This is a genomic window from Microbispora sitophila (assembly GCF_014892245.1).
GTDB classification, from domain to species: Bacteria; Actinomycetota; Actinomycetes; order Streptosporangiales; family Streptosporangiaceae; genus Microbispora; species Microbispora siamensis.
The window spans coordinates 237,472-263,887 of record NZ_JADBGC010000002.1; the positions used below are offsets into that span (position 1 = coordinate 237,472).

Genomic DNA, 26,416 nt, shown 5'->3' on the forward strand with positions numbered 1-26,416 from the left:
GCGTGATTGGAGCTGACGCGCTGCCTACCGTCTTCCTCGTACGATCCGTGACCTCGGGGGAGACTCATGATCATCTGCTCGGCCGCCGCCGCCCTCGCCGCGACCCTGATCGCCGGACCGGTCGCGTCCGCGGACCCCGCGCCGCCCGCGGGCCCTTCCGCGGGCGCCGCGGCGCCGATCGCGGCGCCGCCCGACACGGCGGTCTACAACCCCTACTACGGTCCTTCCGGCCCCGACGACGGCTCGGCATACACGCCCGTGGCCATGCCGGTCGCCGCCGGCCCCGCGCCCCTCATGGGGCAGGCCAGCGAGCCGAAGCAGGCCGTCTACCACACGAAGGGCAAGGACGGCGTGCGGCACGACGTGTTCGTCGTCCCGATCTCGGACGACCCCTCGAAGCCGATCACGCTGCCCGACTTCGGCTTCCAGAAGTTCCAGGTGACGGACAAGCCGCGCGCCCACACCCCGCGCACGCACAAGTCGCACGACCAGGCAACGCGGCAGCATCGGGGGAAGAAGCACCGCCACGGCGGCAAGGGCCTGCGCCGCCACCGCTGACGATCAGGCCGGGACGGGCAGGTGGGCCGCGGTCCTGCGGCGTTCGGCCTCGGCGCGGGTCGTCGCCTCCCTGACCGGGCGCTGCACGAGCATCCCCACCAGAGTGGCGGCGGCCGCGCTGCCCAGCCCGATGACCCAGCCCGCGGGGCCGAGCGGGCGGCAGCCGAAGACCGCGCTGACCCCCGGCACCGTGACGATGAGCCACAGGACGGCCAGCGACGACAGCGACGCGAGCACGACGATCCTGTCCCGGCCGCCGCCCGCGAGCGTCTGCAGGAGCTGCGCGGACACGAGCGCGACCAGGCCGATGGTGTTGGCCCGCACGCGAGTGCCGGTCATGCGTCCCAGGATCCACGCGGCCGTCGCCGCCGCCGTCGTGACCGCCGCGCGCAGGTAGATGTCGCGGGTCAGCGACGCGCCCAGCGACGCCTCGGGGCCCTCGGCGAGCAGCTTGTCCGGATCGGTCGAGGCGGGCGGCCGTACGGCGACCGCCATGGCCGGCACCATGTCGGTGAGGAGGTTGACCAGCAGGAGCTGCCGGGCGTTGAGCGCGCTGCCGCCGGCCAGCAGGTTGGTCCCCACGGTGAACGCGATCTCGCCGACGTTGCCGCCGAGGAGGATGCTCAGCGAGTCGCGCACCGAGGTCCACATCGCCCTGCCCTCGACGATGGCGTCCACGATCGTCTCGATGCGGTCGTCGGTGACGACGAGGTCGGCGGCGGCCCGCGCGGCGGGCGTCGCGCGGGATCCCAGGGCGATGCCCACGTCGGCGGTGCGGATGGCGGGCGCGTCGTTGGCGCCGTCGCCGGTGACGGCGACGACCTCCCCGGCCCGGCGCAGGCACGTGACGATCCTGGCCTTGTGCGCGGGCGTGGTGCGGGCGAAGACCGCCACGTCGGGCAGCACCTTGGTCAGCGTCTCGTCGTCGAGCTCGTCAAGCTCGGGACCGGTCATGACGCGCTGGCCGTTCAGCGCGTTCAGCTCTACCGCGATCGCCTCGGCGGTGCTGGGGTGGTCGCCGGTGACCATGACGATCCGCACCCCGGCCCGGACGAGGCGCCTGACGCTCTCCGCCGCCGTCGACCTGACCGGGTCGGCCAGGCCGAGGAAGCCGAGGAAGCACAACTCCTCGATGCGCGACTCGTCGAGGTCGCGCCGGTCGGAGGCGGGCCGCTGCGCGACGGCGAGCACGCGGTAGCCCTGCCGGGCCAGCCGCTCCACCTCGCGCTCCAGCTCCATGCGTACGGTCTCGTCGCAGGCGACCGGGCCGGTGTCGCGGTGCACGGTGGTGCAGTGGGTGAGCACGATCTCGGGGGCGCCCTTCACGCTGAGCAGGTGCCCGTGCTCGGTGCGGCCGAGCACGGCGTGGTAGCCCCGGCCCGGCTCGAACGGCATCTCGTCCACACGCTCCCAGCTCTCGAACCCTTCCTGAGGCGTGACGCCCAGCCGGTGCGCGCCGTCCAGCACGGCGCGGTCGGTCGGGTGGGCGATCACCCGTCCCCCGCCGGACATGGGGCTGGCCCGGACGGCCGCGGCGAGGACGCGCCGCAGCGCGGTGTCCGCCTCCTCGACCGGGCGTCCCGCCCGCCCGTCCGACAGGTGCCGCAGGCTGATGCGGCCCTCGGTCAGCGTGCCCGTCTTGTCGAAGCACAGCACGTTGACCCGGCCCAGGGCCTCGATGGTGGACGGGTTGCGCACCAGGGCGGCGCGCCTGGACAGTCGCCGTGCGGCGGCCAGCTCCGCCACGGTGGCGACGAACGGAAGCCCCTCGGGCACGGCGGCGACCGTCAGGCTGACGGCGGGCGTGAGCGCCGCGGCCAGCGGCCGTCCGCGCAGGAGGTCGGTGAGGAGCAGCACGACACCCGAGGCGATCGACAGCGGCAGGATGCGGCGGCTCAGCTCGCGCAGGCGCAGCTCGACGCCGGTCGGCGGGCTCGGCTCGCCCGCGAGCCTGGCGCTGCGCCCCGACTCGGTCATGTCGCCGGTCGCGACGACCACCGCCCGGCCGCTGCCCGCCGCGATCGAGGTGCCCTGGTAGACCATCGAGCTGCGGTCGGCGATGGCCGCCGCCACGGTCGGCGCGGCCGTCTTGGCGACGAGCTGGGACTCGCCGGTGAGCGTGGACTCGTCCACCTCCAGCCCCACGGCCTTGATGACGCGGGCGTCCGCGGGCACGGCGTCCCCGGCGCGCAGCTCGATGACGTCGCCGGGCGCGAGCTCGTCCTTCGTCGTCTCGACGACGCCCTCGGGGCGGCGCAGCCGTACGAGGACCTCGGTGGACTCGGTAAGGCGGTGCAGTGCCCGGTCGGCCTTGAACCGCTGCACGCCGCCGAGGAACGCGTTGATGACCATGACACCGCTGATCAGCACGGCGTCGAGGGCCGAACCGACGAGGGCCGAGATGCCCGCGCCGGTGGCGAGGGCGGGCGTGAGCGGGTTGGCCAGTTCCTCCAGCGTGGCCCGGGCCAGTGAGTGCGGCCCCTCCGCCTCCTCGGGCACGGCCTCCGCGCGGCGCCTGCCCGCCTCCTGCTCGGCGATGCCCTCCGAGGAGGAGCGGAGCCGGGAGAGCACCTCGCGCGCGGACATGGCGTGCCACGGCGTGGTGTCGGCGCGGGGCGGGGTGGGGATGCGGCCGGCGTTCTGCCCGTCCCACTCGCCCAGCACGATGGCGGCCAGCGAGACGGCGGCGCTGGCGAGCTGCCCCCGGCGCAGGGCGGTGGCGCCCGGGCCCGCGACGGCCAGCAGGGTGCCGACGCACGCGCCTGCCGCGCCGAGCTTCACGCCGTTGCGGCTGTTGCCGCGCGCCCGGGGCAGGCAGCGCAGGAACAGGTGGACGCCGTGCAGCTCGCCGACGATGTCGGCGTCCCACGGCACCATGCGTCCGGGCTCGACGGCCTCGGGATCGACCACCCCGAGGCCGATGTCGGCCTGGGCGAGCGAGTGCCAGGCCCCCTTGGACACGACGACCACGCAGTGGCCCGCCGCCTGCAGGTCGTGCACGTGCCCGGCGAGCTCCGGGCCTCCGGGCAGCGTCCGGCCGATCGCGAGGCGCTGCGCCAAGCCCTCGTAGCCGCCCTCGTCGCCCCCCGCGAGCAGGACCGTGCCGGCCGCCTTGGCCGCGCCGACGACGGGTACGGCCAGGGCGTCGATCTCCGGGGCGAGACCGGCGACGGCGACCCGGGTGCCGCCTCTGGACACCTCCACCGCCCGCAGCCCGCGTGATCGCCAGAGGGCGGCGTCCGAGAGCAGGGAATCGGGGTCCGGCAGCGGGCGGACCGACCAGTCCTCCACGGTCCGGGTGCGGCCGGGTTCGGAGAAGTCGATGAGGGAGTAGAGCCGGGAGTACAGCTCGTCGGTGTCCTCCCCCGCACGCAGCGGCTCGACGCGGTCGATCGTCCACGAGCCGGTCGTCAGCGCGTCGGCGTGCAGGACGACGGTGTCGACCCGGTCCATCTTGCGCAGGCAGTCGGCGTCGAAGACGACCGTGTCGTGCTTGCCGAGCGCGCGGCTGATCGCGCCCGCGAACGCCTCCCGGCTGAGGTCGGCGACCCTCGGGGTGGCGGAGATGAGGATGGACACGGCCCGTTCGCCCCGCGTGAGCACCCGGGTCACGGCGTACGCGGCGGCGCTGATCGGGGCGACCACGTCGGCGTAGCGCTCGATCGGCCCGTGCGGCAGGTGGGTCGGCCGCCGCCGGGCCTCGGCCCTGATGTGGCGGTAGGCGCCCGGACGCGTGGCCAGCCGCTCCTCCAGCTCCTCCCAGGCGTACCGGCTGGCCCTGGTCTCGATGTAGCGCCCCACGTTCGCCACGGCCTGTACGAACAGCGCGGTGGGGCGGAGCGTGAGGGTCTGGGTGACGAGGTTGGCGGTGGTGAACAGGGCGTCGGTGGGACGGCGCCCCAGCCGGTGGTCGAGCTGTTCGCGGATCGCGGGCGTGGCGTTGGCCAGTTGCAGCAACGCGGGCACGACCGCCGGGAGCTGAGGGGCCCGGATCGCCTTGCCCAGGAAGATGAGCCCGATTCCGGTGACGCCGGCCGTCAGCCGCACGGTCGCCCGCAGGTGCTCCTCCACGAGGTGGACGGGGCTCTCGTGCGCGTGCTCCTCCTGCTCGTCGAGCTCCGCGGTGACGGCCAGCAGCTTGTCCTGGTCGACCCGGTCCGGGTCGCAGGCGACGAAGACGCCGCCGATGCGGCCGTTGACCTCCGCCCGCTCGACGCCGGGGACGGTCTCGAGCCGCTCCTCCAGCCGGCCGGCCGCCGCCTCGGAGCCGGGCCGGCCGATCCCGCGCAGGTCGATGCGCAGCCCCCCGGGGCAGAGGTGCACCTCGCGAGGGCTCGGAAGCAGGTCTCGGAACGGCTCGGGCAGCACGCCGCGCAGCAGGGCCGCGGACGTCGTGAGCACCTGGTTCAGGAACATTCGGCTCTCCCACGGACGGGAGCCCGGAAATATCTCATCACCCCTCCTCGCGAGAGTCGGGGGGAACTCACGGATGGATTTCGCCTGAACCCGAACGAAGGCTCAGGCGCTGGTCATAACGGTCGTTACGACCGTCCTCGGATACCTTTCCTCCATCCGGAGCAGGAGAAACGCGGGAGTCTGAGAAACGCGCCGCCCGCGATCGGCGCGGTGGGGGCCCGCGTCGGGCCGCGAAGTCACCCGATGGTGAAGGCGGGCCAGTCGAGCATGGTGAGCAGCTTGCGCAGGCCGGGCTTGACGTTGTGCAGCCGGATCGGCCGGCCCAGGGGGATGTCGGACAGCAGGGCCAGGGCGCGCAGGCCGTAGAGGTCGATGAACTGGAGCTCGGAGACGTCCACGGTTCCCGTCCCCGGCCTCGTCCACTCCCTGTGCAGGGTGTCGGCGAACGCGTCGCCGTTGGTGAGGTCGATCTGCCCGATCAGCCGCACGGAGCCGTCATCGGAGGCGCGTACGACCAGTTGCTTGTCGAGGTAGAGCAGGTTCTTCTTATTCAGAGCGGATTCGAACGACCCATTGACGGTCATCATGTCGGTGCCGCCTTCCTGTAGAGGGGCAGCCACCTCCGAGCATCACCGTCGCTGCTCGCCGATGTCAACCGATCGGCCGTCCGGGTGGCCGTACGGCCGATCGCCGCTCCGTCGTCGCATGGCCCGTTGCCTGCGACGACGCCCTCTCGGCCGTACGGCTGTGCAGTGACGTAACTCACGTTTATCGCACGAAGGGCGTTTCAGGGTTTGCGGGCCACGCCGCCGACGAACGTGTGGTAGGTGATGCCGCGTTCGACGAACTCGTCGGGGTCCGGCCGCCACTCGGCGAGCGGCACCAGGCCGGGTTCGAGAAGCGGCAGGTCGCCGAAGAAGGCCAGGATCTCGTCGCGGGTGCGCCACCGGCCGGTGCCCAGGTTCTCGTTGAACAGCTTCTCGGCCGAGGTCGCCTGCGCCGACACCTCGGGCATGCCCGGCCCCGGATTGTGGAAGTGGGACAGCGCCAGATAGCTGCCGGAGGGCAGGGCATCACGGAAGCGGGCGGCGATCCCCTGGGGGTCCTCGTGGTCGTTGAGGTGGTGGAGGATCGCGAACAGCAGCAGGGCTACCGGCTGATCGAAGTCGATGAGCGCGCGGATTCCGGGGTGCCCCAGGATCGACTCCGGGTCGCGGATGTCGGCCTCGACGACCGTGGTGCTCCCGTTCGTGGCGAGCAGAGCCCGGCCGTGCACGAGCACGATGGGATCGTTGTCGACGTAGACGACGCGCGCCTGCGGGGCGACCGCCTGGGCCACCTCGTGCACGTTGCCCTGCGTCGGCAGGCCCGAGCCGATGTCGAGAAACTGCCGGATGCCCGCCTCGGCCGCCAGGTGGCGGACGACGCGCCGGAGGAAGGCGCGGTTCGCCCGGCCCGCCGCGGGGGCGTCCGGCGCGATCCGCAGCGTCGCCTCGCCCACCTGCCGGTCGATGGCGAAGTTGTCCTTGCCGCCGAGGAAGAAGTCGTAGACACGGGCAATGCTCGGCTTGCTCGTGTCGATCCTGGTGTTCTCCCGGTCGTCCCCGGCGGGGGCGTCGCCCGCGTGCTGGTCGTTGTCGGCCATGATCCGTCCTGTCCCTCGCTGTACGGGTTCAGATCGCGATCATGGTAAGCCCACCGGGGGCCGAGAGAAGGACGTTTGCGATAAGTGGCCCGAACGGGTCGGTCAACGGATAAGACCGGTCGTGGTGGGCGGCCGCCCGAAGAGGGCCGCCCGCGAGTGCCGGATCAGACGCTGACGCCGACCCCGCCGCGTGTCTGCGCGCCGTACCGCTCCAGTTCCTTCGCGAGGTCGAGCGGCTTGACCTGGGCGCGTCCGTCCAGGACCTCGTCGGTGAGGAGGTCGGCGGGCACCAGCCAGGAGACCTCGAACTCCAGCCCGTCCGGATCCTTCGCGTAGAGGGCCTTGGTGGTGGAGTGGTCGGACGCGCCGACCAGGGCGTTCATCTCCGTCAGCGTGGTGGCGATCCGGTGCAGCTCGGCGAGCGTGTCGACCTCCCAGGCGAGGTGGTAGAGGCCGACCGTCGCGCGCCCGGCGGACGACGGCCCCGCCTGCGCCCCGATCTGGAACAGCCCGAGGTCGTGGTCGTTCGAGGAGCCCTCGGCCTGCAGGAACGCCGCCCCGGGGAACGCCTGTACGACGCGGAACCCCAGGGCCTCCTGGTAGAAGGCCACGCTGCGGGAGACGTCCCGCACGTAGAGCACGGCGTGGTTGAGTCGCTGGACCGGCATGAGCCCTCCCGAAAACTTGAACTCTCAAATAATTGTACCTCGGTGCGTTTCCCGGAATCTGTCGGTGGCAGGTCGTACGGTGGCCACCGGGCAGAGCCGCCAGGGGTGGCGCAGCCGCCCACCGGCGTTCCGTACGGCGCCGGAAGCGGGCGGTCCAGTAGCGGTGCCGGCGACGAGGCCGGCAGAGGGGGACGTCATGATCGTGGACAGGGCGACGCGGGAGCACGAGGACAACCTGGTCCTGTTCCGGGCGGTGCATGAGGTCGCGGTCCGTCATGCCGGCGCGCCATACCCCCAGGTGATCTCGGCGCTGGCCGCCGGCCTGCCCGGCACGCCCCGGCTGGCCGCCGACGAACTGCGGCGCATCGCCGAGGAGATCAGCCTTGGCCGCGACCCCTCGGGCCTGTGAGCCGCTGAGCGCCTGAGCATGACCGTCCCGGCCTCTCGGGACGCACGCGGTGGAAGCGGAAGCGGAGCGGGTCCCTGCCGGAACGGCGGAGCGCGGACGGGGGAAGTGTCAGTTCCTCCAGCGGATCGGCATGTTCTGTCCCATGGCGCAGGTAGTGGGCTGCGATCCGCAGAAGGCGGCCTGCAGGTCGAGCGAGCGGGTCTTGACGATCGGTTGCTGCGACTGTCCCATGACGAAGGCGGGGGCGACGGCCCCGTTGAGGCTCTGGTTGGACCGGCCCGCGCCGGACCTGCTCTGGCTGCCGCTCGCGCGTCCTCCTTCGATCACCTGACCTCCGCCTCCGCCCGGCCCGTGGACGCGGAAGGCCGCAAGCCGCTCCCGTACGGGCAGCGGGGCGACACGCCCCGTCGCCGGCTGCGCGGCGCAGATCCCCGTCGCCGGGATCACGAGCGCGGCCAGGGCCAGCCGCCGGGCCGTGAGGACCGCGGTGTCGCCGGGGGACCGCGTCCAGTAGCGGGACATCTCGGTACACGCCTTCCTGTTGGGCGGCCGACGTGACCGTCGCCCGTCCGGTTCTGTGGAACGGCGGCCTCATACCCCGCAGGAGCAGGGCCGTGACCTGAACTGGACAAGATCGGTGCAGGTCCTTACAGGTCCTTGGCGCCTGGCCGGGGCGCTCGCGTCGCGTTCGAGGTCACGCCGACATCGCCGGTGCGTACGCGGAACCGCGGGATCGGGACCCGGTGTGTCGGCCCCCACGATGGCCGGCCGTTGCGGCCATGGACGTCGGTGACAGCGGAGACGGCAACGGCACCCTCTACGTCCTGTACGGAGTTCGGTGCGCGGGGCCGAGCACCGGGCGGCTGTCGACGACCTGCTTCATGACGAGAGTGGATGTCAGCCGCTGGATGCCGGGGAGCGTGGCGAGGTGGTCGTCTTCCAGTCGTTGGTAGGCGGTGAGGTCCGCGGTGAGGACGCGCAGGAGGTAGTCGGGATCGCCGAACAGGCGTTGGGCCTGGACGACCTGGGGGATCTCGGCGACGGCCTCCTCGAAGCTCAGCAGGGTGTCGCGGTCTTCCTGTCGCATGGTCACGAAGACGAGGGCTTGGAAGGGCAGTCCGACGGCTTCGGGGTCGACGATGGCCCGATAGCCGCGGATGGTCTTGCTGCGCTCAAGCTCCCGGAGCCGACGGTGGCAGGGTGACACGCTCAGCCCGACGCGTGAGGCGAGCTCGGTGACCGTGAGGCGACCGTTTTCCTGCAGCAGGGCAAGAATCTTCCGGTCGATGGCGTCCATGCGGTGGATCCTTCTATTCACATGGCCGTACGGGCAAGAAGTCGGCACCATTTTCCGGCTGTTCGCAGGTACTTTCCTTGCGAGGATTCGCTCGCCGAGGAGAGACGCCATGCCCGTCGGCTCCATCGTCGCCTTCTGGGGTGTCGCCCTGCTGCTGATCGTCGTGCCGGGAGCGGACTGGGCGTTCACGCTCAGCGCGGGACTGCGCGACCGGTCCGTGATCCCGGCGGTGGGCGGGCTCGTGCTCGGCTACGCGGGCATGACCGTCGTCGTCGCGGCCGGTGTCGGTGCCTTCGTCGCGGAGAATCCCGCAGCGCTCACGACGCTGACCGTCCTCGGCGGCGGTTACCTCGTGTTGCACGGCGTACGGACACTCGCCTCGCCTTCCGTGCCCGTCACCGCGACCGGGGACACCACAGCCGAGGCGCAGGCGAGGACGGGCTGGGCGACCATCGCCCAAGGTGCCGGAGTCAGCGGACTCAACCCCAAGGGCCTGCTGATCTTTATCGCGCTGCTTCCGCAGTTCACCAGCCCTGACCGGGACTGGCCCTTACCCGTCCAGATGGGTGCCCTGGGCCTGGTCTTCACGTTCACCTGCGCCGCCTTCTACCTCGCCCTCGGCTCGGTGACGCGAACCGTCCTGAATTCCCGTCCCGCGGCGGCACGGACCGTGAGCCGCCTGGCGGGCGCCGGGATGATCGCCGTCGGCATCTCCTTGATCATCGAAAGGATCGGCGGCGGTGCGGCGCTTTGATTCGTGAGCCCGTGCGTCGCTAGCCGTGCAGGAGAGCGGCGGGGTCGGCCATGACCTGCTCGATCACCTGTCCGGCCGCGCCGAGGGCGGCCGCCTCGGCGCCGAGCCGTGACACGACCACGGGTGGCACGGCGCCGCGCATCTGGCCGAGGCGGGCCTTCAGTGTGTCGGCGACCGTGTCGCCGATCCAGGGGAAGAGCGGCGCGTAGATACCGCCGAGGACGATCGCGTCGGGATCCACGAGGTTGACCGCCGACGACAGGGCCACGCCGAGCGCCCAGGCCGCCCGCTCACAGGCGGCACGGGCGTTCTGGTCCCCCTCCCGCAGCCGGGAGAGCATCCACGACACACCCTGCTGCGCGGGCAGGAGCATCCCGGGAGAGGGCGGGCCCGCCGCGTCGCCCGCTTTGTGCGGCGGGCCGGCCGGCGCGTTCCCGCACGCTCCGGCCGGGGACGCGCCGGCGGCGGGGCGGACCGAGGCGGTGGCGCGGGCGGCGGTCAGGAGGGCGTCCTGGCCTGCGTACTGTTCGAGGCAGCCCCGCCCGCCGCAGCGGCACGGCGGGCCGGCGGGGGAGACGACGACGTGCCCGAGCTCTCCGGCGAAGCCGTGCGCGCCCCGGAAGAGCCGGCCGCGGACCACGAGGCCCGCCCCGATGCCGATCTCCCCCGACACGTGCAGGAAGTCGGGCAGTCCCGACCCGAACCACAGTTCGCCGAGCGCGGCCAGGTTGGCCTCGTTCTCCACGCGTACGGGGAAGGGGAACCGCAGGAGCGACGCCAGCGGCACGTCGCGCCAGCCGAGGTTCGGCGCGTTGTGGACGACCCCGCTGGTCATGTCCACAGGGCCGGGTACGGCCAGCACGCCGGCGACCACCCGCAGACCCTTCTCCACAGCTTCGTCCACAACCGAGGCGACCAAATCCCCAAGTCGCGCGATCACATCCACAGGGGGCGCGGCCCGGTTGTCCACAGCCTGTGTACGCCGCAGCCGTACCGTCCGGGCGAGGTCGACCACGCACACCGCGAGGTAATCGACGTTGATCTCCAGTCCGAGGGCGGCGACGTGCTGCCCGCTGATCCGGATCTCGACGCCGGGCCTGCCGCGCTCGCCGTCCCGGACGGCGCCGGTCTCCACCACGAGACCGCCCTCGATGAGGTCGCCGACGAGCTTGGACACGGTCGTCTTGGTCAGGCCGGTCATCTCGGCGAGGGCGGCCCGGGTCACCGATCCCCGAGCGCCGACCGCGCCGAGGACGAGCGCCAGGTTCCGGGCACGCATCGCGTCATGCCGCAGGGCCTGCGTCATCGCACCCTCCGCGCGAGTCCCGCCTCACGCCGAACGGCCCGCGTCATCCGCACCTCCACACGCCAGCCGCGTCACGCCGTACGGGCTGCGTCATCACATCCTCCACTGCCGGGCGTTGAGAATACGGACACACCCTCTTGACCCTGCGGCTCATCACGTCGGATATTTAGTCCACAACATAGACTAATTCGGAGGCGACTCATGTACACCCCCACTCCCGAGGACCGTTTCACGTTCGGGCTGTGGACCGTCGGCTGGCAGGCGCGCGACCAGTTCGGTGACGCGTCCCGGGCCCCGCTGGACCCGGTCGAGAGCGTCCATCGCCTGGCCGAGCTCGGCGCGTACGGTGTGACCTTCCACGACGACGACCTCCTCGCGGTGGAGCCGGACCGGGCCAAGGCGATCGAGAACCTCAAGAAGGCGCTGGCCGACACCGGCATGAAGGTGCCGATGGCCACCACCAACCTGTTCACCCACCCGATCTTCAAGGACGGCGGGTTCACGAGCAACGACCGTGAGGTCCGGCGGTACGCCCTGCGCAAGGTCATGCGCAACATCGACCTCGCCGCCGAGCTGGGCGCGAAGACGTACGTGTGCTGGGGCGGCCGTGAGGGCGCCGAGTCCGAGGCCGCCAAGGACGTGCGGGTCGCGCTCGATCGCTACAAGGAGGGCTTCGACCTCCTGTGCCAGTACGTGATCGACAAGGGCTACGACATCCGCTTCGCCGTCGAGCCCAAGCCGAACGAGCCGCGCGGCGACATCCTGCTGCCGACGATCGGGCACGCCCTGGCCTTCATCAACTCGCTGGAGCACCCCGAGATGGTGGGCCTCAACCCCGAGGTCGGCCACGAGCAGATGGCCGGGATGAACTTCGTGCACGGCATCGCCCAGGCGCTGTGGCACGGCAAGCTGTTCCACCTCGACCTCAACGGCCAGCACGGTCCGAGGTTCGACCAGGACCTCATCTTCGGCCACGGCGACGTGAAGAACGCGTTCTTCCTCGTCGACCTGCTGGAGAACGGCGGCTACGACGGCCCGCGCCACTTCGACTACAAGCCGCTGCGCACCGAGGACAAGGAGGACGTCTGGGACTCGGCCGCGGCCAACATGCGGACCTACCTCATCCTCAAGGAGAAGTCGAAGGCCTACCGCGCCGACCCCGAGGTGCAGGAGGCGCTGGAGGCCAGCAAGTGCAACGAGCTGGCGCAGCCGACCCTCGCCACGGGTGAGACGTACGAGGACATCCTGGCCGAGTCGATCGACGTGGACGAGGTGGCCGCCCGCGGCTTCCACTTCACCCGGCTCAACCAGCTCGCGCTGGAGCACCTCCTCGGCGTGCGCGGCTGACCGACCAGGAGAGAGTGGAGGATTCGGTGACGCTGGTCGCGGGGGTCGACTCGTCGACCCAGAGCTGCAAGGTCGTCATCCGGGACGCGGAGAGCGGGGCCCTCGTGCGCGAGGGCCGCGCCTCCCACCCCGATGGCACCGAGGTCCATCCCGAGCACTGGTGGATCGCGCTGCAGAGCGCGATCGAGCAGGCGGGAGGGCTGGCGGACGTCGCGGCGGTGAGCGTGGCGGCCCAGCAGCACGGCATGGTCTGCCTCGACGAGGACGGCGAGGTGGTCCGGCCGGCCCTGCTGTGGAACGACACCCGCTCGGCCGGGGCGGCGGCCGACCTGGTCGCCGAGCTGGGCGGCCCCAAGGCGTGGGCGGAGGCCGTCGGCAGCGTCCCGGTGGCCTCCTTCACGGTGACCAAGCTCCGGTGGCTCGCCCGCAACGAGCCGGACAACGCCCGCCGTACGCGGTCGGTCTGCCTGCCGCACGACTGGCTCACCTGGCGGCTCGCGGGCCGGCCCGGCGTGATCACGACCGACCGGGGCGACGCCTCCGGCACCGGTTACTGGTCGCCCGCCACCGGCGACTACCGCACGGACCTGCTCGAACTGGCCATGGGCAGGGTGCCGGACCTGCCCCGCGTCCTCGGCCCCGCCGAGCAGGCGGGAACGGCCGAGCAGGGCGGCGCGCTGCTCGCCCCCGGCACCGGGGACAACATGGCGGCGTCGCTCGGCGTCGGCATGCGGCCCGGTGACGTGGTGGTGTCCATCGGCACCTCGGGCACGGCGTTCGCCGTCTCCGACGCGCCGTCCGCCGACCCGTCCGGAGGGGTCGCCGGGTTCGCCGACGCCACCGGCCGCTACCTGCCGCTGGTCGCCACGCTCAACGCGGCACGGGTGCTGGACGCCGCCGCCCGGATGCTCGGGGTGAGCCCTCAGGGGCTGAGCGACCTCGCCCTGCGGGCGCCCGCGGGTGCGGACGGGCTGGTGCTCGTGCCCTACCTGGAGGGGGAGCGCACCCCGAACCGACCCGACGCCACGGGGTCGCTGCACGGCCTCAGGCTGGCCACGTCCACGCCCGAGCACCTGGCCAGGGCGGCGGTCGAGGGCATGCTCTGCGGTCTCGCCGACGCGCTGGACGCCCTCGGGGTGGAGCCGCAGCGGGTGCTGCTCATCGGCGGCGGCGCGCGCTCGGAGGCGGTGCGCCGCATCGCGCCGACCGTCTTCGGGCGCCCGGTGCTCGTGCCCACCCCCGGGGAGTACGTCGCGGACGGCGCGGCCAAGCAGGCCGCCTGGCTGCTGTCGGGGGAGCCGGAACCGCCGCTGTGGGACACGGGCGCGGCCGAGCGCTACGAGGCCGATCCCACCCCCGGCCTGCGTGAGCGCTACCAGGAGGCCGCGCAGGAGTGACGTCCGGGGTGGGGCCCGCGAACCGCGCCCCCGAAGGCGCGGCGTCCCCGACGGCCTGGGCCCCACCCTGAGACGACCCTGACCCCTTCTCGGGGGGATCTACGCGTTGTCCCGGATGTTAGGAACGGGTCATCCGCGGGATTCTCACCATATGGTCAAGAGGTTCTATCCCCTGCTCGCCGGCGGCGGCATCCTGCTCGCGGTCGTCACCGTGGTGGCGGCGCAGGTGGGCGGGGATGCCTCCCTGGACCCCGTCTCCATGACGATCAGCCAGTACGCCGCCCGCGACGGGGGCGGGGCCATCGAGACGGCCATGGCCGTCCTCGGCCTGGCCTCACTCGCGCTGCTGGCCGGGATGCGCGCACTCGGCGCGCCGGTGCACGGCTGGCCCGCCCGCCTGATCGGTGTGTGGAGCGTCTCGCTCATCGGCGCGGCCGTGGTCCCGTCGAGCACGGCCTGGCAGGGCGAGCTCCACGGTGTCCTGTCGGTGGCGGCCTTCGTGAGCGTGCCCGCCGCCGCCATCCAACTGGTCGGGCGCCTGGGACAGGACGAACGCTGGAAGGCCGCCGTCCGGCCGCTTGAGTGGCTGACGCTCGCCTCCGGTCTCGGCCTCGCGGCCATCACGTACGTCGCGCTGCCCGGCCACGGCGTCATGATCGGCCTGGTGGAACGGCTGCTGCTGACCGCCGAGGTGGCCGTCCTCGGAGTGCTGGCCGTACGGCTCGCGCAGCTCACCTGGGGGCCGTCGCTCAGGGAGCGGATCGGCCGGCACGCCGACTTCATGGTCCACCGCTGAGCCGCGTTCACCGGGGTCGATGTTCACCGGGGTCGATGTCCGGCGCAGGCCGGACGGAGGGGCGGCACGCCGGGTCGTGCGGGCGCGGGGGCGCCGCACGGCCCGGTGCGGCGTCATCGCCCGTGGCGGGCGACCGTCCCAAGGCGACGAGCATGCATGCCAACAGCTCCCGCCGATCCATGAATCGGAGCCGACCAGTCGTACTGGTAGCCCGCGCTGCCCGGCGTGAGGACCGATCCTTCCGGGCGCTCCGAGGATTCCCGACCTGAAAATTTCAGGTTCGGCGGGCCGTTCATACAGTTCGGCTCCTCGCGGGCCCGCCTCGGGCTTGACCCCTGCCGGGGGCGCAACAACACTCCGCTGGAGTATCGCCCCTTCGCGCGACCACCTGAGCGGTCCGCATTCCCCGTCGCACTCGTGTGCCGGTCCATATGGGGAGTTGTTAGCGCAAACATACACAGGAGTCGATCACGCCACGGCGTGTTAGCGATAACACGCTCGAGGTCCATTCCATGTGGCGACGCCGGAGACCGGCGCCGACGGGGCCAGTGGGACCGAGAATGCCCCGGATCGGCGCCGACCGCCAAGAGGAGGAGACATGACGCGAGATCAGAACGAGCCGGTGAGCGGCGAGCGGAGATTGCTGAGCCGGAGATCCGTCCTGGCGACGATGGGAGCTCTGCCGGTCATCACGGCCGCGACGTCGGTCCTGGGGGCCACGGAGGCCGCGGCGGCCACCGCGACCATCAATCCGTCGGCGCAGCGGCAGACGATCCGGGGCTTCGGCGGCATGACCCACGCGGCCTGGGCCGGCGACCTGACGGCCGCCCAGCGGGACACGGCGTTCGGCAACGGCGACGGCAGGCTGGGGTTCTCCGTGCTACGGATCCCCGTCGGCGAGAACCAGTCGGACTGGAGCCGTGACCTGGCGACGGCGAAGCGCGCTGTCGAGCTCGGAGCGACCGTCTTCGCCTCGCCGTGGAATCCCCCCGCCGGCATGGTCGAGACCTTCACCCGCGGCAGCCAGACCAACGCGAGACGCCTCAAGTACAGCTCGTACGCCGCCTACGCCCAGCACCTGAACGACTTCACCACCTACATGCGGAACAACGGGGTGAACCTGTACGCCATATCCGTGCAGAACGAGCCCGATTACGCACAAGACTGGACGTGGTGGACCTCCGCCGAAATCGTCCGGTTCCTGCGGGAGAACGCCGGCTCGATCGGCACCAGGATCATCGCGCCCGAGTCCTTCCAGTACGTCAAGAGCATGTCGGACCCGATCCTCAACGACTCCACGGCGCTCGCCAACGTGGACATCATCGGGGCGCACCTCTACGGCACGCCGTACTCGAACTTCCCCTACCCCCTTTTCCAGCAGAAGGGCGCGGGGAAAGAACTCTGGATGACCGAGGTCTACTACCCCAACAGCACCGACTCGGCGGACACCTGGCCCCAGGCGCTCGACGTGGGCGAGCACATGCACCGGGCCATGGTGGACGCCGAGTTCCAGACGTACGTCTGGTGGTACATCCGGCGTAGTTACGGCCCCATGCGGGAGGACGGCCAGATCAGCAAGCGCGGCGCCATCATGGCGCAGTTCGCCAGGTTCGTCCGCCCCGGATACGTGCGGATCGACGCGACGGCGAACCCCGCGCCGAACGTCTACGTCTCGGCGTACCGGAGTGGTAACACCGTCGTCATCGTCGCCATCAACAAGGGGACCTCCGCGGTGAGCCAGCAGTTCACCGTGGCGAACGCCGGCTCGGCCGGTGTCTCGTCCTGGCTGACCGACGCGAGCAGGAACGTCGCCCCCCAGGCGGCGACCAGCATGTCGAACGGCTCCCTCACCGTCACGCTTCCCGCTCGCAGCATGACGACCTTCGTGACCAGCCTGAGCGGCGGCTCCTCGCCCTCCCCGTCGCCCATCCTGTCGCCCTCCCCGTCGCCCACCCCCTCGCCCAGCGGCGGCACCGGGACCGGGCCCCGGGTCGCCTACACCATGAGCACCTGGAACAACGGCTTCACCGCCGGCATCAGCATCACCAACACCGGAACCTCGACGATCAACGGCTGGACGCTGGCCTTCACCCTGCCCTCCGGCCAGTCCATCACCTCGGGCTGGAACGTCACCTACTCACCCTCCAGCGGCCAGGTGAGCGCCAGCAACGTCAGCTACAACGCCACGCTCGCCCCCGGAGCCACCGTCGACATCGGCTTCCAGGCCACCCACACCGGCAACACCGCCGAACCCACCGCCTTCACCCTCAACGGCGTCCCCTGCACCGTGGTCTGAACCTGCACCGTGGTCTGAACCTCCCGAAGCCCCGACCGGCGAAGGGACAGGGGTCGCATCCGCGAACGGTGCGACCCCAGGGGCGCGGCGTGCGGAGCGCGGGGTCAGGGCTCGCCGAGCAGGCCGCGCAGGCGCTCGGCGTACGGCCGCCAGTCGAGGCCCCTGCCCGCCGCCCAGGCGTCGTCGTGGCAGGTGGCGAGATGGCGCTCGCCCGCGTCGCCGATCACGCTGACCACCTCGCCCCGTTCGCCCCGTTCGCGCATCCGGGTGATCAGTTCGAGGGCGGCCCACAGGTTCGTCCCCGTGGCGGCGCCGACCGCGAGCCCGGTCATCTGCCGTACGTGCCGGGCGGCGGCCACGCTCGCGGCGTCGGGCACGGGGACGATCAGGTCGACGACCGCGGAGTCGAAGGCCGGCTCCATCCGCGGCCGGCCGACGCCCTCGATTCGGCTGGGCATGCCCGTGGCGTAGTCGGGCGCGCCGGTGGCCCAGCCGGGGAAATAGGCGGAGTTCTCCGGATCGGCCACGGCCAGTTTTCCCGGGAGGCCGCCGGCCCGCAGGCGCCGGCCGATCGCGGCGGACGTCGCGCCGGTGCCCGCCCCGACCACGATCCAGCGGGGACACTCGCCGAGCTGCCCGAACAGCTCGTCGGCCAGGCTCCCGCCACGCCAGTCGACCTCCGCCGCCGTGCGGTAGTGGTCGAGGTAGTGGCCGCCGATCTCCTCGGACAGGCGGGCGGCCTCCTCGTACACGGCGAGCGGGGGATGGACGTACCGGCACGTGCCGCCCAGCCGCTCGACGCCGGCCCCGGAGGCCTTCTTCGGCATCACCGCGATGTACGGCAGGCCGAGCAGCCGGGCGAAGTAGGCCTCGGCGACGGCCATGGGACCACCGGTGGCGTCGACCACGGTCGTCCCCTCGGTGATCCGCCCGGAGGCGATCGCCTGGGCGAACAGGGCGCGGGCCAGCCGGTGCTTGAGACCACCGGTCGGCTGAGCCGACTCGTCCTTCAGCCGCAGACGGACACCCCACGCCCCGGGCAGCGGAAAGTCGCGAAGCGGTGTCGTGCCCGCGTCCGCGCGCTCCCGGTCCAGACGCGCGACGGCCTCGGCCGCCCACCCGCTGATCATCTGTGCCCCCTGTCCGCCTCGCGTGGTCGACCACCGTCGGCGGACCGGGGCGGCCGAGCCGGGCCCCGGTCCCCCGAGCCGAATCAGCGTGTGCAGGTCAGCGCTGGGCGGCGGTCAGCATCTTGAGCGCGTGCTCCACGAGCGTGACGAGCACGACCTTGGCCGAGGCGCGGCGCCGTACGTCGCAGAGCAGGACGGGGACGTCCGGGTCGAGGTCGAGGGCGATCCGCACGTCCTCGGGCTCGTGCCGGTCGGCACCGTCGAAGCAGTTGACCGCGACGATGAACGGCGTGCCGCGCTGCTCGAAGTAGTCGATCGACGGAAAGCAGTCGGTCAGCCTGCGGGTGTCGGCCAGCACGACGGCCCCGAGCGCGCCGTAGGACAGTTCGTCCCACATGAACCAGAAGCGCTCCTGTCCGGGGGTGCCGAACAGGTAGACCACGAGCCCTTCCCTGATGGTGATGCGGCCGAAGTCCATGGCCACCGTCGTGGTCGTCTTGCCTTCCACGCCGTCGGTGTCGTCGACGCCGACGCCGCGATCGGACAGCACCTCCTCGGTGCGCAGGGGGCGAATCTCGCTGATCGCGCCGACCAGCGTTGTCTTGCCGACGCCGAAGCCGCCGGCCACCAATATCTTGAGGGCGACCGGCTCCTCAGAGGGCGCGAAGGCCATTGATCACTTCCTTGAGAATGCGCTCGCTTGGCAGCGGCGCCACCTTGCCCGGAGCCCGTACGTCGACGAGCCCGAGGTCGTGCAGATCCCCGATCAGGACGCGGACCACGCCCAGCGGCAGGTCGATGTCGGACGCGATGTCCGCCACCGACGCGCCGCGGCGCGCGATCTCGAGGATCCGCCGCTGCTCGGGGCCAATGCCGGGGACGTCCCTCGGTGAGCCCGTTGTGGTCACCATGGTGATCAGGTCGAGCTTGGCCCCGGAGTGCCGTGCCCGGCCCCCCGTCAGCGCGTATGGCCGGACCAACGGCCCGGCCTCCTCGTCCATCCACTGGGGTCCCGTCATGTGGCCACCCATCTCATGGGGAGATCCGCCGCGGGTTGGTGGAGATGTGCTGGCCCACCCGCTTGACCAGCATCGCCATCTCGTACGCGATGTGCCCGACGTCGGCGTCGGAGGCGGCCAGGACGGCGAGGCAGGTGCCCTGGCCGGCGGCCGTGACGAACAGGAACGCGGCCTCCATCTCCACGATGGTCTGCCTGACCTCGCCCCCGCCGAAGTGCCGCCCCGCGCCCCGCGCCAGGCTCTGGAAACCGGCCGCGACCGCGGACAGGTGCTCCGCGTCCTCCCGGCTCAGCCCCTGGGAAGCCCCGACGACGAGGCCGTCGGTGGAGAGGATCACTGCCTGGCGGACGGCGGCGACCCTGCTGATGAGATCGTCGAGCAGCCAGTTCAGTTCGCCGGTCGACGTCGCTTTGCCGGTCATTCGTCACCCTTCTCGCCGTGCGTGTTGTGTACGTGGTCGCCGGGTGCGGCCCCACCCGGCTGATCGGAGTCCTCCCGGCCCCGCAGCGCGCCGCGCTGGAAGGCGCTGAACATCGCCCTGGCCTCCTCCGGCGACCGCTCTTCCACGGTCGGGGCGGACAGCGGCGGCGTCTGCGGCGCCGCCTCCGGGGACTGGGTGCGAAGCTGCGGAGCGATGTTGGCCTGGCGAACCCTGCGCGGCAGGCCGGCGTGGGTTCCGTTGGAGACGGGGCCCCTGGCCCGCTGTTTGCTCGTCCGCTGCGCCAGGCCGTTCGCCGTCACCCCCGCGGAGGCGGTCGCCGGCTCGGACGACGGCGCAGGGGAGGGCGCAACGGACGGCGAAGCGGAGGGTGAAGCGGAGGGCGCGGCGGCCGGGAGCGAGCTCTCGAAGCCGGAGCCGAGGGACCCCGAGGAGAGGTCGTCGCGCGTGGCGGAGGGCACGACCTCGGTCCGCAGGGCGGCCGGGGTGAAGAACGGGGACGGCTCGGACGCGCCCGCACGCTCCTCCCGGTCCTCCGTCTCCCCGGGAACCTCGCGGAGAACCTCCCCGGGAACGTGCTCGCGGACCTCCCTGGGAACGTCCCCGCGGACCTCCCGGGGAGCGGAGCCGGGAACGCCGCCGTAAACGCCGTCAGGAACGTCCCCGGCGACCTCCCCGGCGAGCGTACGGACCTCCCGGGGCCCACCGGCGGGGGCGGGGCCGCCCAGTCCGAGGTCGGCCTGGAGCGTTTCGCTGAGCGAGATGTCGGTGTCGTTGCCGGCGGCGGCCAGCGCGGGCTTCGCGTGGGCGCCGCGCGGGGCCGGGCCCGCGAGCGCCGCGGGCGAGCCTTCCTCCACCACCAGGGTCCGCGGGATGAGCACGATCGCGGTCGTCCCGCCGTACGGCGAGTTTCGCAGGACCACCCCGATCTCGTGCCGGGCGGCGAGCTGGCCGACGACGAAGAGCCCGAGCCGGTCGCTGTCCGCCAGGTCGAACTCCGGCGGGTCCGCCAGCCGCGCGTTGATCTCGTCGTACTCCTCGGGCGTGAGGCCGAGACCGCGGTCCTCGATCTCCACCGCGAGCCCGTTGGCGACGATCTCCCCGCGCACCGCCACCTTCGTCTGCGGAGGCGAGAAGATCGTGGCGTTCTCCACCAGCTCGGCGATCAGGTGCACCACGTCGGCCACGGTCGCGCCGACGATGGCGGCGTTCGGCATCGGGGCCATCGAGACGCGCGTGTAGTCCTCGACCTCGGAGATCGCCGCGCGGACCACGTCGATGAGCGGCACCGGCTTGCGCCACGACCGTCCGGGCGCGGAGCCGGACAGGATGATCAGGCTCTCCGCGTGGCGGCGCATGCGGGTGGTCAGGTGGTCGAGCCGGAACAGGTCCTCCAGGCTCTCCGGGTCCTCGGCGCGGCGCTGCATCGTGTCGAGCAGCGTGAGCTGACGGTGCAGCAGGGTCTGCTTGCGGCGGGCCAGGTTGAGGAAGACCTGGCTGACGCCGCGGCGGAGGGCGGCCTGGCCGACGGCGGCCTCCACGGCCGTGCGCTGGACGGAGCTGAACGCGTGCGCGACGTCCTCGACCTCGTTGGAGCCCGTCGCCTTGATCGGGGGCGCCTCGGCCTCGACGTCCACGTCCTCGCCCCGCCGCAGCTTCTCGACGACCTGCGGCAGCCGTACGTCGGCCAGTTCGAGCGCGGCGTCGCGCAATCCGGCGAGGTCGCGGGCGAGACGGCGGCCGAACCGGACGGAGAAGACGATCGTGGCGATGATCACCACGAGACCCAGGCCGCCCGCGACCAGGATGCGGAGCATGATGCCGGTGGCGACCGAGGTGGCGGAGACGCTCAGCGCGTCCGAGGCCTTCACCCGGGCCGAGTCGAGCCGGAGGATCAGCTGGTCGATGGTCGGCGACCACTTCTCGGCGTCCGCGGGGAGCGGGCCGCCGGAGCGCACCTGGTTGACGATCTGGTTCTCCAGCGCGGTGAACCGGTCGAACAGCGGTGAGGTGAGCACCTGCTCGTACGGCGTCCGCATCTCACCGCTGAGGATCGGCCGGTTCTTGCCGTAGAGGAACCGCCGGGTGGCGACCCACTCGCTGAAGGCGTTCTGCTCGTCGGCCGTCATCGTGCCGCTGGCCAGCGCTCCGCGCACGAGGGCGTCCTCACGAGTGATCATCTCGTGCGCGTTGCCCATCCCCTGCATGGCGCTGGCCTGCTGGAAGGTGGCCAGGTCGGGCACCGAGACGAGCCGCTCGTAGAGCGCGAACAGGTCGTCCATGATCGCGTTGTACGAGTTGATCGCGGTCAGCCGGTCGGACCTGCCGAGCGAGACGCCCTCCCGGATCGAGGGCAGGCGTTCGAGGGAGGACAGCAGGGACTCCAGGGGCGCCACGAGGTCGTCGCTCATGGCGTCGCGGGTCGCGTCGTCGTTGGCGGACTTCTTGAACCTGTCCGCGGCGGCGGTGGTCTTGGCCTGCTGGGCGGTGAGCGCGGCGGACGTGTTCTGGCCGCTGCTCAGGACGCCGGCGGTCAGCGCGCGTTCGGCCTGGATCTGGGTGCCCAGGTCGGTGGAGGTCACACCGATGGTGTCGTACAGCGTCTTGGAGCGCAGGAGGACGAGGCCGTCCCCGACCGTGAGTTTTAGGGCAAATCCCCACATAGCGCTCAACATGAGCAATGGTAGGAGCAGCAACAAGAAGATCTTGAACCGAATCGACCGGTTTCTCGAACCCATAGCCCACTCCTGCATTGCTGGAGGCTCGCGCCGCATTTATGGGGGAATGCACCTCCGGAAGATCGCACAGAAGGCTAGCACCGATACAGTTCTGGCGCAGTGGGAGGAACTGATGATTACAGTGATCACTGGGGCTGGTGCCGGAATCGGTGCAGCTTCTGCCCTTGATCTCGCCCGGCGAGGTCACCAAATCGTGCTCGTCGGACGTACCCCGGAGAAGCTGCGCGCCGTCGCGGACCGCGCGGAGCAGGCCGGTGGCAGCCGTCCGGACACGCTCCTCGCGGACTTCTCCTCCCTTGATCAGGTGCGCCGGCTGGCGGCGGAGTTGCTGGCGCGGTACGAGCGCATCGACGTGCTGATCAACAACGCCGGGGTGATGACGCCCGACCGCCGGACCACCGCGGACGGCAACGAGTGGATGATGCAGGTCAACCACCTGGCGCCGTTCCTGCTGACGAACCTGCTCCTCGACCGGCTCACGGCGTCGTCCGCACGGGTCGTCACCACCTCGTCCCGGGCGGGGAAGTCGGGCCGCCTCGACCCCGCCGACCTGTCCAGGGAGCGGCGGCGCTGGAACGGCTGGCTGCAGTACGGCGACTCCAAGCAGGCCAACGCGCTGTTCACCGTGTCACTCGCCGAGCGCGGCCTGGCCGCCACGTGCCTGCATCCCGGGGTGCTCAAGACCTCGTTCGCCGAGGGCACGTTCTTCATGAAGCTGGTGTGGCTCCTCCCCGGCATGGGCGAGCCGCCGGAGGCCGGGGCCGAGCGCATCGTCCACCTCGCCACCCACGCCGACGGGGTCGATCACCCGGGCCGGTACTTCGTCAAGAACGCTCCCGTTCGGGTGCCGGAGAGGATGTCCGATCCCGCCCTCGCCGCCGCCCTGTGGGACGCGAGCCTGGCCGCCACGGGTCTGTCCGCCTGAAGAAGCGCGGGCTGGTATCGCCAGTCCCAGGAAGACGGGTCATCTGGCTGCTCACCCGGTCGTCTCCGCACCCTGGAGTCACGGATGCGGAACACGGCGCGGCTCCCTGAGAGCCGCACCGGGCCATCACACCCGGCCGTCGCGGCCGGTTGAGGAAAGGGAACAGCAGCCATGAGCACGCTCGCACTCGTCACCGGCGCCACCTCCGGAATCGGCAGGGCCTTCGCCGAGCGCCTGGCCGCAGGCGGCCACGACCTGGTGATCGTGGGCCGGCGGAAGGAGCGCCTGGAGGAGTTCGCCGCCTCGCACCCCGAGGTCGGGGTGCGGACCGTGGCCGCCGACCTGTCGACCGACGAGGGCATCGACACGGTCGCCGAGATCTGCGCGGCCGAGCCGCTGACCATGCTCGTGAACAACGCCGGCGTGTCCCACTACATGCCGCTCGCCGAGCTTCCCGCCGCCAAGGCCAGGGAACTCGTGCACGTCAAGGTCGTCGCCCCGACGATGCTCACCCGCGCCGCCGTCGCGGGCATGCGGGAGCGGGGCGAGGGCACGATCGTCAACGTGGCCGGGATGATCGCCTTCAGCGGCCCAGCGCCGCACGCCCAGATGCCCCGCAGGGCCGTCTACGCCGGAACCCTGGCTCACCTCGTCGCGATGTCCCAGACACTGAGCGCGGAACTCGAGGGCACGGGAGTCGCCGTTCAGGTGCTGTGCCCCGGCGTGGTGGCCACCGAATTCCACGAGCGCCAGGGCCTCGACCTGAGCGCCGTGCCCCGCATGAGCGCCGACGACGTCGTCACGGCCAGCCTGCGCGGCCTCGAGCTGGGCGAGACCGTCTGCGCCCCGGGCGTCGAGGACGCCGGACTCCTGGACGCGGTCTTCCGTGCCGAACTCGCCGCTTTCGGAGCCCAGAGCCCCCGGCTCGCCACGCGCTACCGGGCCGTCTGAGCCGCCCGGCCTCCACGGGGTCCGGGAGGCGCGCCGGGCCGCCCGCGTACGCAGCGGTGCGACGGCGACGGCAGGGCCGGAACCGGGGGTGGGAAGAGTTCGGGCACTGTTCGCCCGCGGTTGCGCCGGTGCTCACGGACGGGTGACTAGGGTCCGGCCGCATGACCGTGACCGCTCCCGCCCGCCCGTCCGGCAGGGCCGTCGCCCGCGACCCGCTGCTGGACAACGCCAAGTTCCTGGCCATCGTGCTCGTCGTTTCCGGGCATCTCGTCGAGGACCTGCGGGACGTCCCCGCGGCGCATGCGCTCTACTTCTTCGTCTACCTCTTCCACATGCCGCTCTTCATCGTCGTCAGCGGCTATTTGTCCCGAAATTTCACATTTTCTCCGGGTAAGGCGCGCAAGCTCATCAGTGGTCTCGCGGTGCCGTACGTCATCTTCGAGGTGGCCTATTCGCTGCCCCGCTTCTTCCTGTACGGCAAGCTCGAAATCAGCCTGCTCGACCCGTACTACCTGACCTGGTTCCTGATGTCGCTGTTCCTGTGGCGGCTGTCCACGCCGGTATGGCAGCAGTTGCGCCATCCCCTGGTGATCGCGGTCGGGCTATGCCTGCTGTCGGGCACGAGCGCCCTGCCCGACGAGTTGTCGATGAACCGGACGTTCGGCCTGCTGCCGTTCTACGTGCTGGGCCTCATGCTCACGCCGGAGCACCTCGACCTCCTGCGCGGGCGCCGGGCGAGGATCGCGGGCGGGGCCGTCCTGGCGGCGGCGCTCGCCGCGGCGTTCGCCGTGCACACGCTCGTGCCGACGGAGTGGATCCGCTGGCGGCACTCCAACCACCAGATCGGCGTGGACGACCTGACCGGCACGCTGATCCGGCTCGCCATGCTGGCGGCCGGCGCCCTGCTGGTGGTGGCGTTCCTCTCGGTCACTCCGAGCCGCCGCACCTGGTTCACCGGCCTGGGCGCCGCCACCATGTACGCCTACCTGCTGCACGGGTTCGCCGTGAAGGTCGCCGAGCGCTTCCACGACGCCCTCGTCAACCCGCTCGGAGTGGCCGCCATGGCGGTCCTCGGAGCCGTACTCGCGGCCCTGCTCTGCACGTCCCCGGTGCGCAGAGCGTTTCGCTGGGCGGTGGAGCCCGACGTCTCCTGGGCCTTCACCAGACTCCGCCGGCCAGGGAAGAAGGAGCCCGCCGCGACGGCGCGATAGCGATACGCGCGCGGGGCCCAGCAGAAAGGACAACGATGAAAGCTTCGTCGGCAGCGGCGAGAAGCCTGATCCTGCTCGCCGCGTTGGTCGTAGGCGTGCTCGGGGTCGTGGCACCGCTCTGAACGTGAGCTGCCAGATCAACAACGGGGACCAGGTCGACGGACGGGTCCAGTACGACCGGCCGCTCCGCACCTGGGACCGGCTCGCGGACGGAACATGGGTGTACGACTGGTACATGGACACCCCGACGGTGGCCACCGACGGCTACTCACCGGGGATCCCGCACTGCGACTCGGGATCGCTGCCGGCGTTGGCGAGCGGCTGCGTGGACTGGCCGAGCTCGAAGTTTCTGCAGACCCCGCTGACCTCGGCGGCCAACGGGGGAACCGGATCCGTCGTCGCCGATCCGCACTACGGCACCGACTACCACGTCAACTGCAACACCACCGATCGCATGAACCAGTACTACGCGGTCGACCTGGGCAGGCGGGCGGGTGACCCGGTGCTGTCCCCCGGCGGCGCCGGCACGGTCAAGTACGCCGGGTGGGCGCCTTCCGAGTGGGAGACCTGCGGCCAGCACATCATCGTGGACCACGGCGGCGGGTGGTGGAGCGTCGTGTGTCACCTCAGCGCCGTCCACGTCAAGGCCGGCCAGCCCATCACGAACAACACGATCGGTGCGGCCGGGGCCACCGGCACATCCGAGGCCCACCTGCACTTCTCTCTGACGAAGAACGCCTCCATCACCACGGCGGGCGGGGTGTACGGCGGACAGAGCGCCCGCCCCCGGCACCTCTACCACCTGGGCTGCGGTGGCGGCTACTACGACTGGATCTCCCAGGGCATGCAGGTCTGCTACTGACCTCCGCCGCTCCGGGTTGCCGCCGGGCCGGGGCCCCGATTCGGCCCCGGCCCGGCGGTCGCGTGCGGATCGTCACGCGCAGGGCCATGCGGAATGCGGAACTTCCGTCATTACCGCGCCGTTCTGCAGGGTGATGGTGCAGAGTAGGGCGAATCGCGCGGCCGGCGGGGCTGGATACGGAAAACGGCTCTGTCACGGCAGGGTGATACGGGGTAACCTGCGCATTCGCGGTGCAGCCAGGAGCGGTGAAAA

General features: G+C 71.6%; 23 protein-coding genes. 11 read left to right on the plus strand and 12 right to left on the minus strand.

Features of this window, described 5'->3' with window-relative positions:
- Positions 1 to 66: 66 nt before the first annotated feature.
- Entirely contained in the window at positions 67 to 558 is a 492-nt protein-coding gene (locus IL992_RS04405; protein ID WP_193202005.1) for a hypothetical protein, read from the plus strand.
- 3 nt (positions 559 to 561) lie between these two features.
- On the opposite strand, the gene IL992_RS04410 is transcribed toward IL992_RS04405, so the two are convergent.
- The 4 genes from IL992_RS04410 to IL992_RS04425 form a co-directional block, all read right to left on the minus strand.
- Positions 562 to 4,974, minus strand: coding sequence for a cation-translocating P-type ATPase (locus tag IL992_RS04410; RefSeq protein ID WP_193202006.1), 4,413 nt, complete (start codon positions 4,972 to 4,974; stop codon positions 562 to 564).
- Between the two features lie 236 nt (positions 4,975 to 5,210).
- A complete protein-coding gene (locus tag IL992_RS04415) occupies positions 5,211 to 5,561 on the minus strand; it encodes an STAS domain-containing protein (RefSeq protein ID WP_193202007.1) in 351 nt (116 codons plus the stop codon).
- Between the two features lie 200 nt (positions 5,562 to 5,761).
- The gene (locus IL992_RS04420) at positions 5,762 to 6,619 is read right to left on the minus strand and encodes an SAM-dependent methyltransferase (protein WP_193202008.1); all 858 of its coding nucleotides are present in this window, start codon (positions 6,617 to 6,619) and stop codon (positions 5,762 to 5,764) included.
- A gap of 164 nt (positions 6,620 to 6,783) precedes the next feature.
- Complete coding sequence (locus IL992_RS04425; protein WP_193202009.1) at positions 6,784 to 7,287, minus strand: VOC family protein; 504 nt, start codon at positions 7,285 to 7,287, stop codon at positions 6,784 to 6,786.
- A 196-nt stretch (positions 7,288 to 7,483) separates the two neighbouring features.
- Between IL992_RS04425 and IL992_RS04430 the strand changes: the two genes are divergently transcribed.
- Positions 7,484 to 7,696, plus strand: a complete 213-nt coding sequence (locus IL992_RS04430; protein WP_193202010.1) for a hypothetical protein — start codon at positions 7,484 to 7,486, stop codon at positions 7,694 to 7,696.
- Between the two features lie 108 nt (positions 7,697 to 7,804).
- Here the strand turns inward: IL992_RS04430 and IL992_RS04435 are convergent, their stop codons facing one another.
- A complete protein-coding gene (locus tag IL992_RS04435) occupies positions 7,805 to 8,218 on the minus strand; it encodes a hypothetical protein (RefSeq protein ID WP_193202011.1) in 414 nt (137 codons plus the stop codon).
- 295 nt (positions 8,219 to 8,513) lie between these two features.
- On the minus strand, positions 8,514 to 8,993 hold the full coding sequence (locus IL992_RS04440) for an Lrp/AsnC family transcriptional regulator (RefSeq protein WP_193202012.1): 480 nt from the start codon (positions 8,991 to 8,993) through the stop codon (positions 8,514 to 8,516).
- Between the two features lie 109 nt (positions 8,994 to 9,102).
- Between IL992_RS04440 and IL992_RS04445 the strand changes: the two genes are divergently transcribed.
- Positions 9,103 to 9,747, plus strand: coding sequence for a LysE family translocator (locus IL992_RS04445; RefSeq protein ID WP_193202013.1), 645 nt, complete (start codon positions 9,103 to 9,105; stop codon positions 9,745 to 9,747).
- A gap of 19 nt (positions 9,748 to 9,766) precedes the next feature.
- On the opposite strand, the gene IL992_RS04450 is transcribed toward IL992_RS04445, so the two are convergent.
- Positions 9,767 to 11,053, minus strand: coding sequence for an ROK family transcriptional regulator (locus IL992_RS04450; RefSeq protein WP_193202014.1), 1,287 nt, complete (start codon positions 11,051 to 11,053; stop codon positions 9,767 to 9,769).
- A gap of 201 nt (positions 11,054 to 11,254) precedes the next feature.
- Here IL992_RS04450 and xylA point away from each other — a divergent pair, with 201 nt between their 5' ends.
- From xylA to IL992_RS04470, 4 genes are all read left to right on the plus strand, one after another.
- The gene (gene xylA / locus IL992_RS04455) at positions 11,255 to 12,400 is read left to right on the plus strand and encodes a xylose isomerase (protein ID WP_193202015.1); all 1,146 of its coding nucleotides are present in this window, start codon (positions 11,255 to 11,257) and stop codon (positions 12,398 to 12,400) included.
- A gap of 26 nt (positions 12,401 to 12,426) precedes the next feature.
- On the plus strand, positions 12,427 to 13,797 hold the full coding sequence (xylB, locus tag IL992_RS04460) for a xylulokinase (RefSeq protein ID WP_193202280.1): 1,371 nt from the start codon (positions 12,427 to 12,429) through the stop codon (positions 13,795 to 13,797).
- Between the two features lie 151 nt (positions 13,798 to 13,948).
- On the plus strand, positions 13,949 to 14,593 hold the full coding sequence (locus IL992_RS04465) for a DUF998 domain-containing protein (protein WP_193202016.1): 645 nt from the start codon (positions 13,949 to 13,951) through the stop codon (positions 14,591 to 14,593).
- A gap of 598 nt (positions 14,594 to 15,191) precedes the next feature.
- A complete protein-coding gene (locus IL992_RS04470; RefSeq protein ID WP_193202017.1) occupies positions 15,192 to 16,889 on the plus strand; it encodes a cellulose binding domain-containing protein in 1,698 nt (565 codons plus the stop codon).
- Positions 16,890 to 16,993: 104 nt separating this feature from the next.
- On the opposite strand, the gene IL992_RS04475 is transcribed toward IL992_RS04470, so the two are convergent.
- The 5 genes from IL992_RS04475 to IL992_RS04495 form a co-directional block, all read right to left on the minus strand.
- Positions 16,994 to 18,019 carry a PLP-dependent cysteine synthase family protein gene (locus tag IL992_RS04475; protein ID WP_193202018.1) on the minus strand — a complete coding sequence of 342 codons (1,026 nt, stop codon included), beginning with the start codon at positions 18,017 to 18,019 and terminating at the stop codon, positions 16,994 to 16,996.
- Positions 18,020 to 18,116: 97 nt separating this feature from the next.
- On the minus strand, positions 18,117 to 18,692 hold the full coding sequence (locus tag IL992_RS04480; protein ID WP_079314623.1) for a GTP-binding protein: 576 nt from the start codon (positions 18,690 to 18,692) through the stop codon (positions 18,117 to 18,119).
- Entirely contained in the window at positions 18,673 to 19,038 is a 366-nt protein-coding gene (locus tag IL992_RS04485) for a DUF742 domain-containing protein (protein ID WP_142561856.1), read from the minus strand. Before IL992_RS04485 ends, IL992_RS04480 begins: the two co-directional genes overlap by 20 nt.
- A 13-nt stretch (positions 19,039 to 19,051) precedes the next feature.
- Positions 19,052 to 19,459 carry a roadblock/LC7 domain-containing protein gene (locus IL992_RS04490; RefSeq protein ID WP_030507694.1) on the minus strand — a complete coding sequence of 136 codons (408 nt, stop codon included), beginning with the start codon at positions 19,457 to 19,459 and terminating at the stop codon, positions 19,052 to 19,054.
- Positions 19,456 to 22,140, minus strand: a complete 2,685-nt coding sequence (locus IL992_RS04495; protein WP_193202019.1) for a sensor histidine kinase — start codon at positions 22,138 to 22,140, stop codon at positions 19,456 to 19,458. The genes IL992_RS04490 and IL992_RS04495 overlap by 4 nt, the downstream gene beginning before the upstream one ends.
- Positions 22,141 to 22,327: 187 nt before the next feature.
- On the opposite strand from IL992_RS04495, the gene IL992_RS04500 reads away from it, so the two are divergent.
- The 4 genes from IL992_RS04500 to IL992_RS48215 all read left to right on the plus strand — a co-directional run bounded on the left by IL992_RS04500 (position 22,328) and on the right by IL992_RS48215 (position 26,164).
- A complete protein-coding gene (locus IL992_RS04500) occupies positions 22,328 to 23,140 on the plus strand; it encodes an SDR family NAD(P)-dependent oxidoreductase (protein ID WP_193202020.1) in 813 nt (270 codons plus the stop codon).
- Positions 23,141 to 23,311: 171 nt separating this feature from the next.
- Positions 23,312 to 24,091 carry an SDR family NAD(P)-dependent oxidoreductase gene (locus IL992_RS04505; RefSeq protein ID WP_193202021.1) on the plus strand — a complete coding sequence of 260 codons (780 nt, stop codon included), beginning with the start codon at positions 23,312 to 23,314 and terminating at the stop codon, positions 24,089 to 24,091.
- A 161-nt stretch (positions 24,092 to 24,252) separates the two neighbouring features.
- The gene (locus IL992_RS04510; protein ID WP_193202022.1) at positions 24,253 to 25,302 is read left to right on the plus strand and encodes an acyltransferase family protein; all 1,050 of its coding nucleotides are present in this window, start codon (positions 24,253 to 24,255) and stop codon (positions 25,300 to 25,302) included.
- Between the two features lie 124 nt (positions 25,303 to 25,426).
- On the plus strand, positions 25,427 to 26,164 hold the full coding sequence (locus IL992_RS48215; RefSeq protein ID WP_193202023.1) for a M23 family metallopeptidase: 738 nt from the start codon (positions 25,427 to 25,429) through the stop codon (positions 26,162 to 26,164).
- Positions 26,165 to 26,416: the final 252 nt, after the last annotated feature.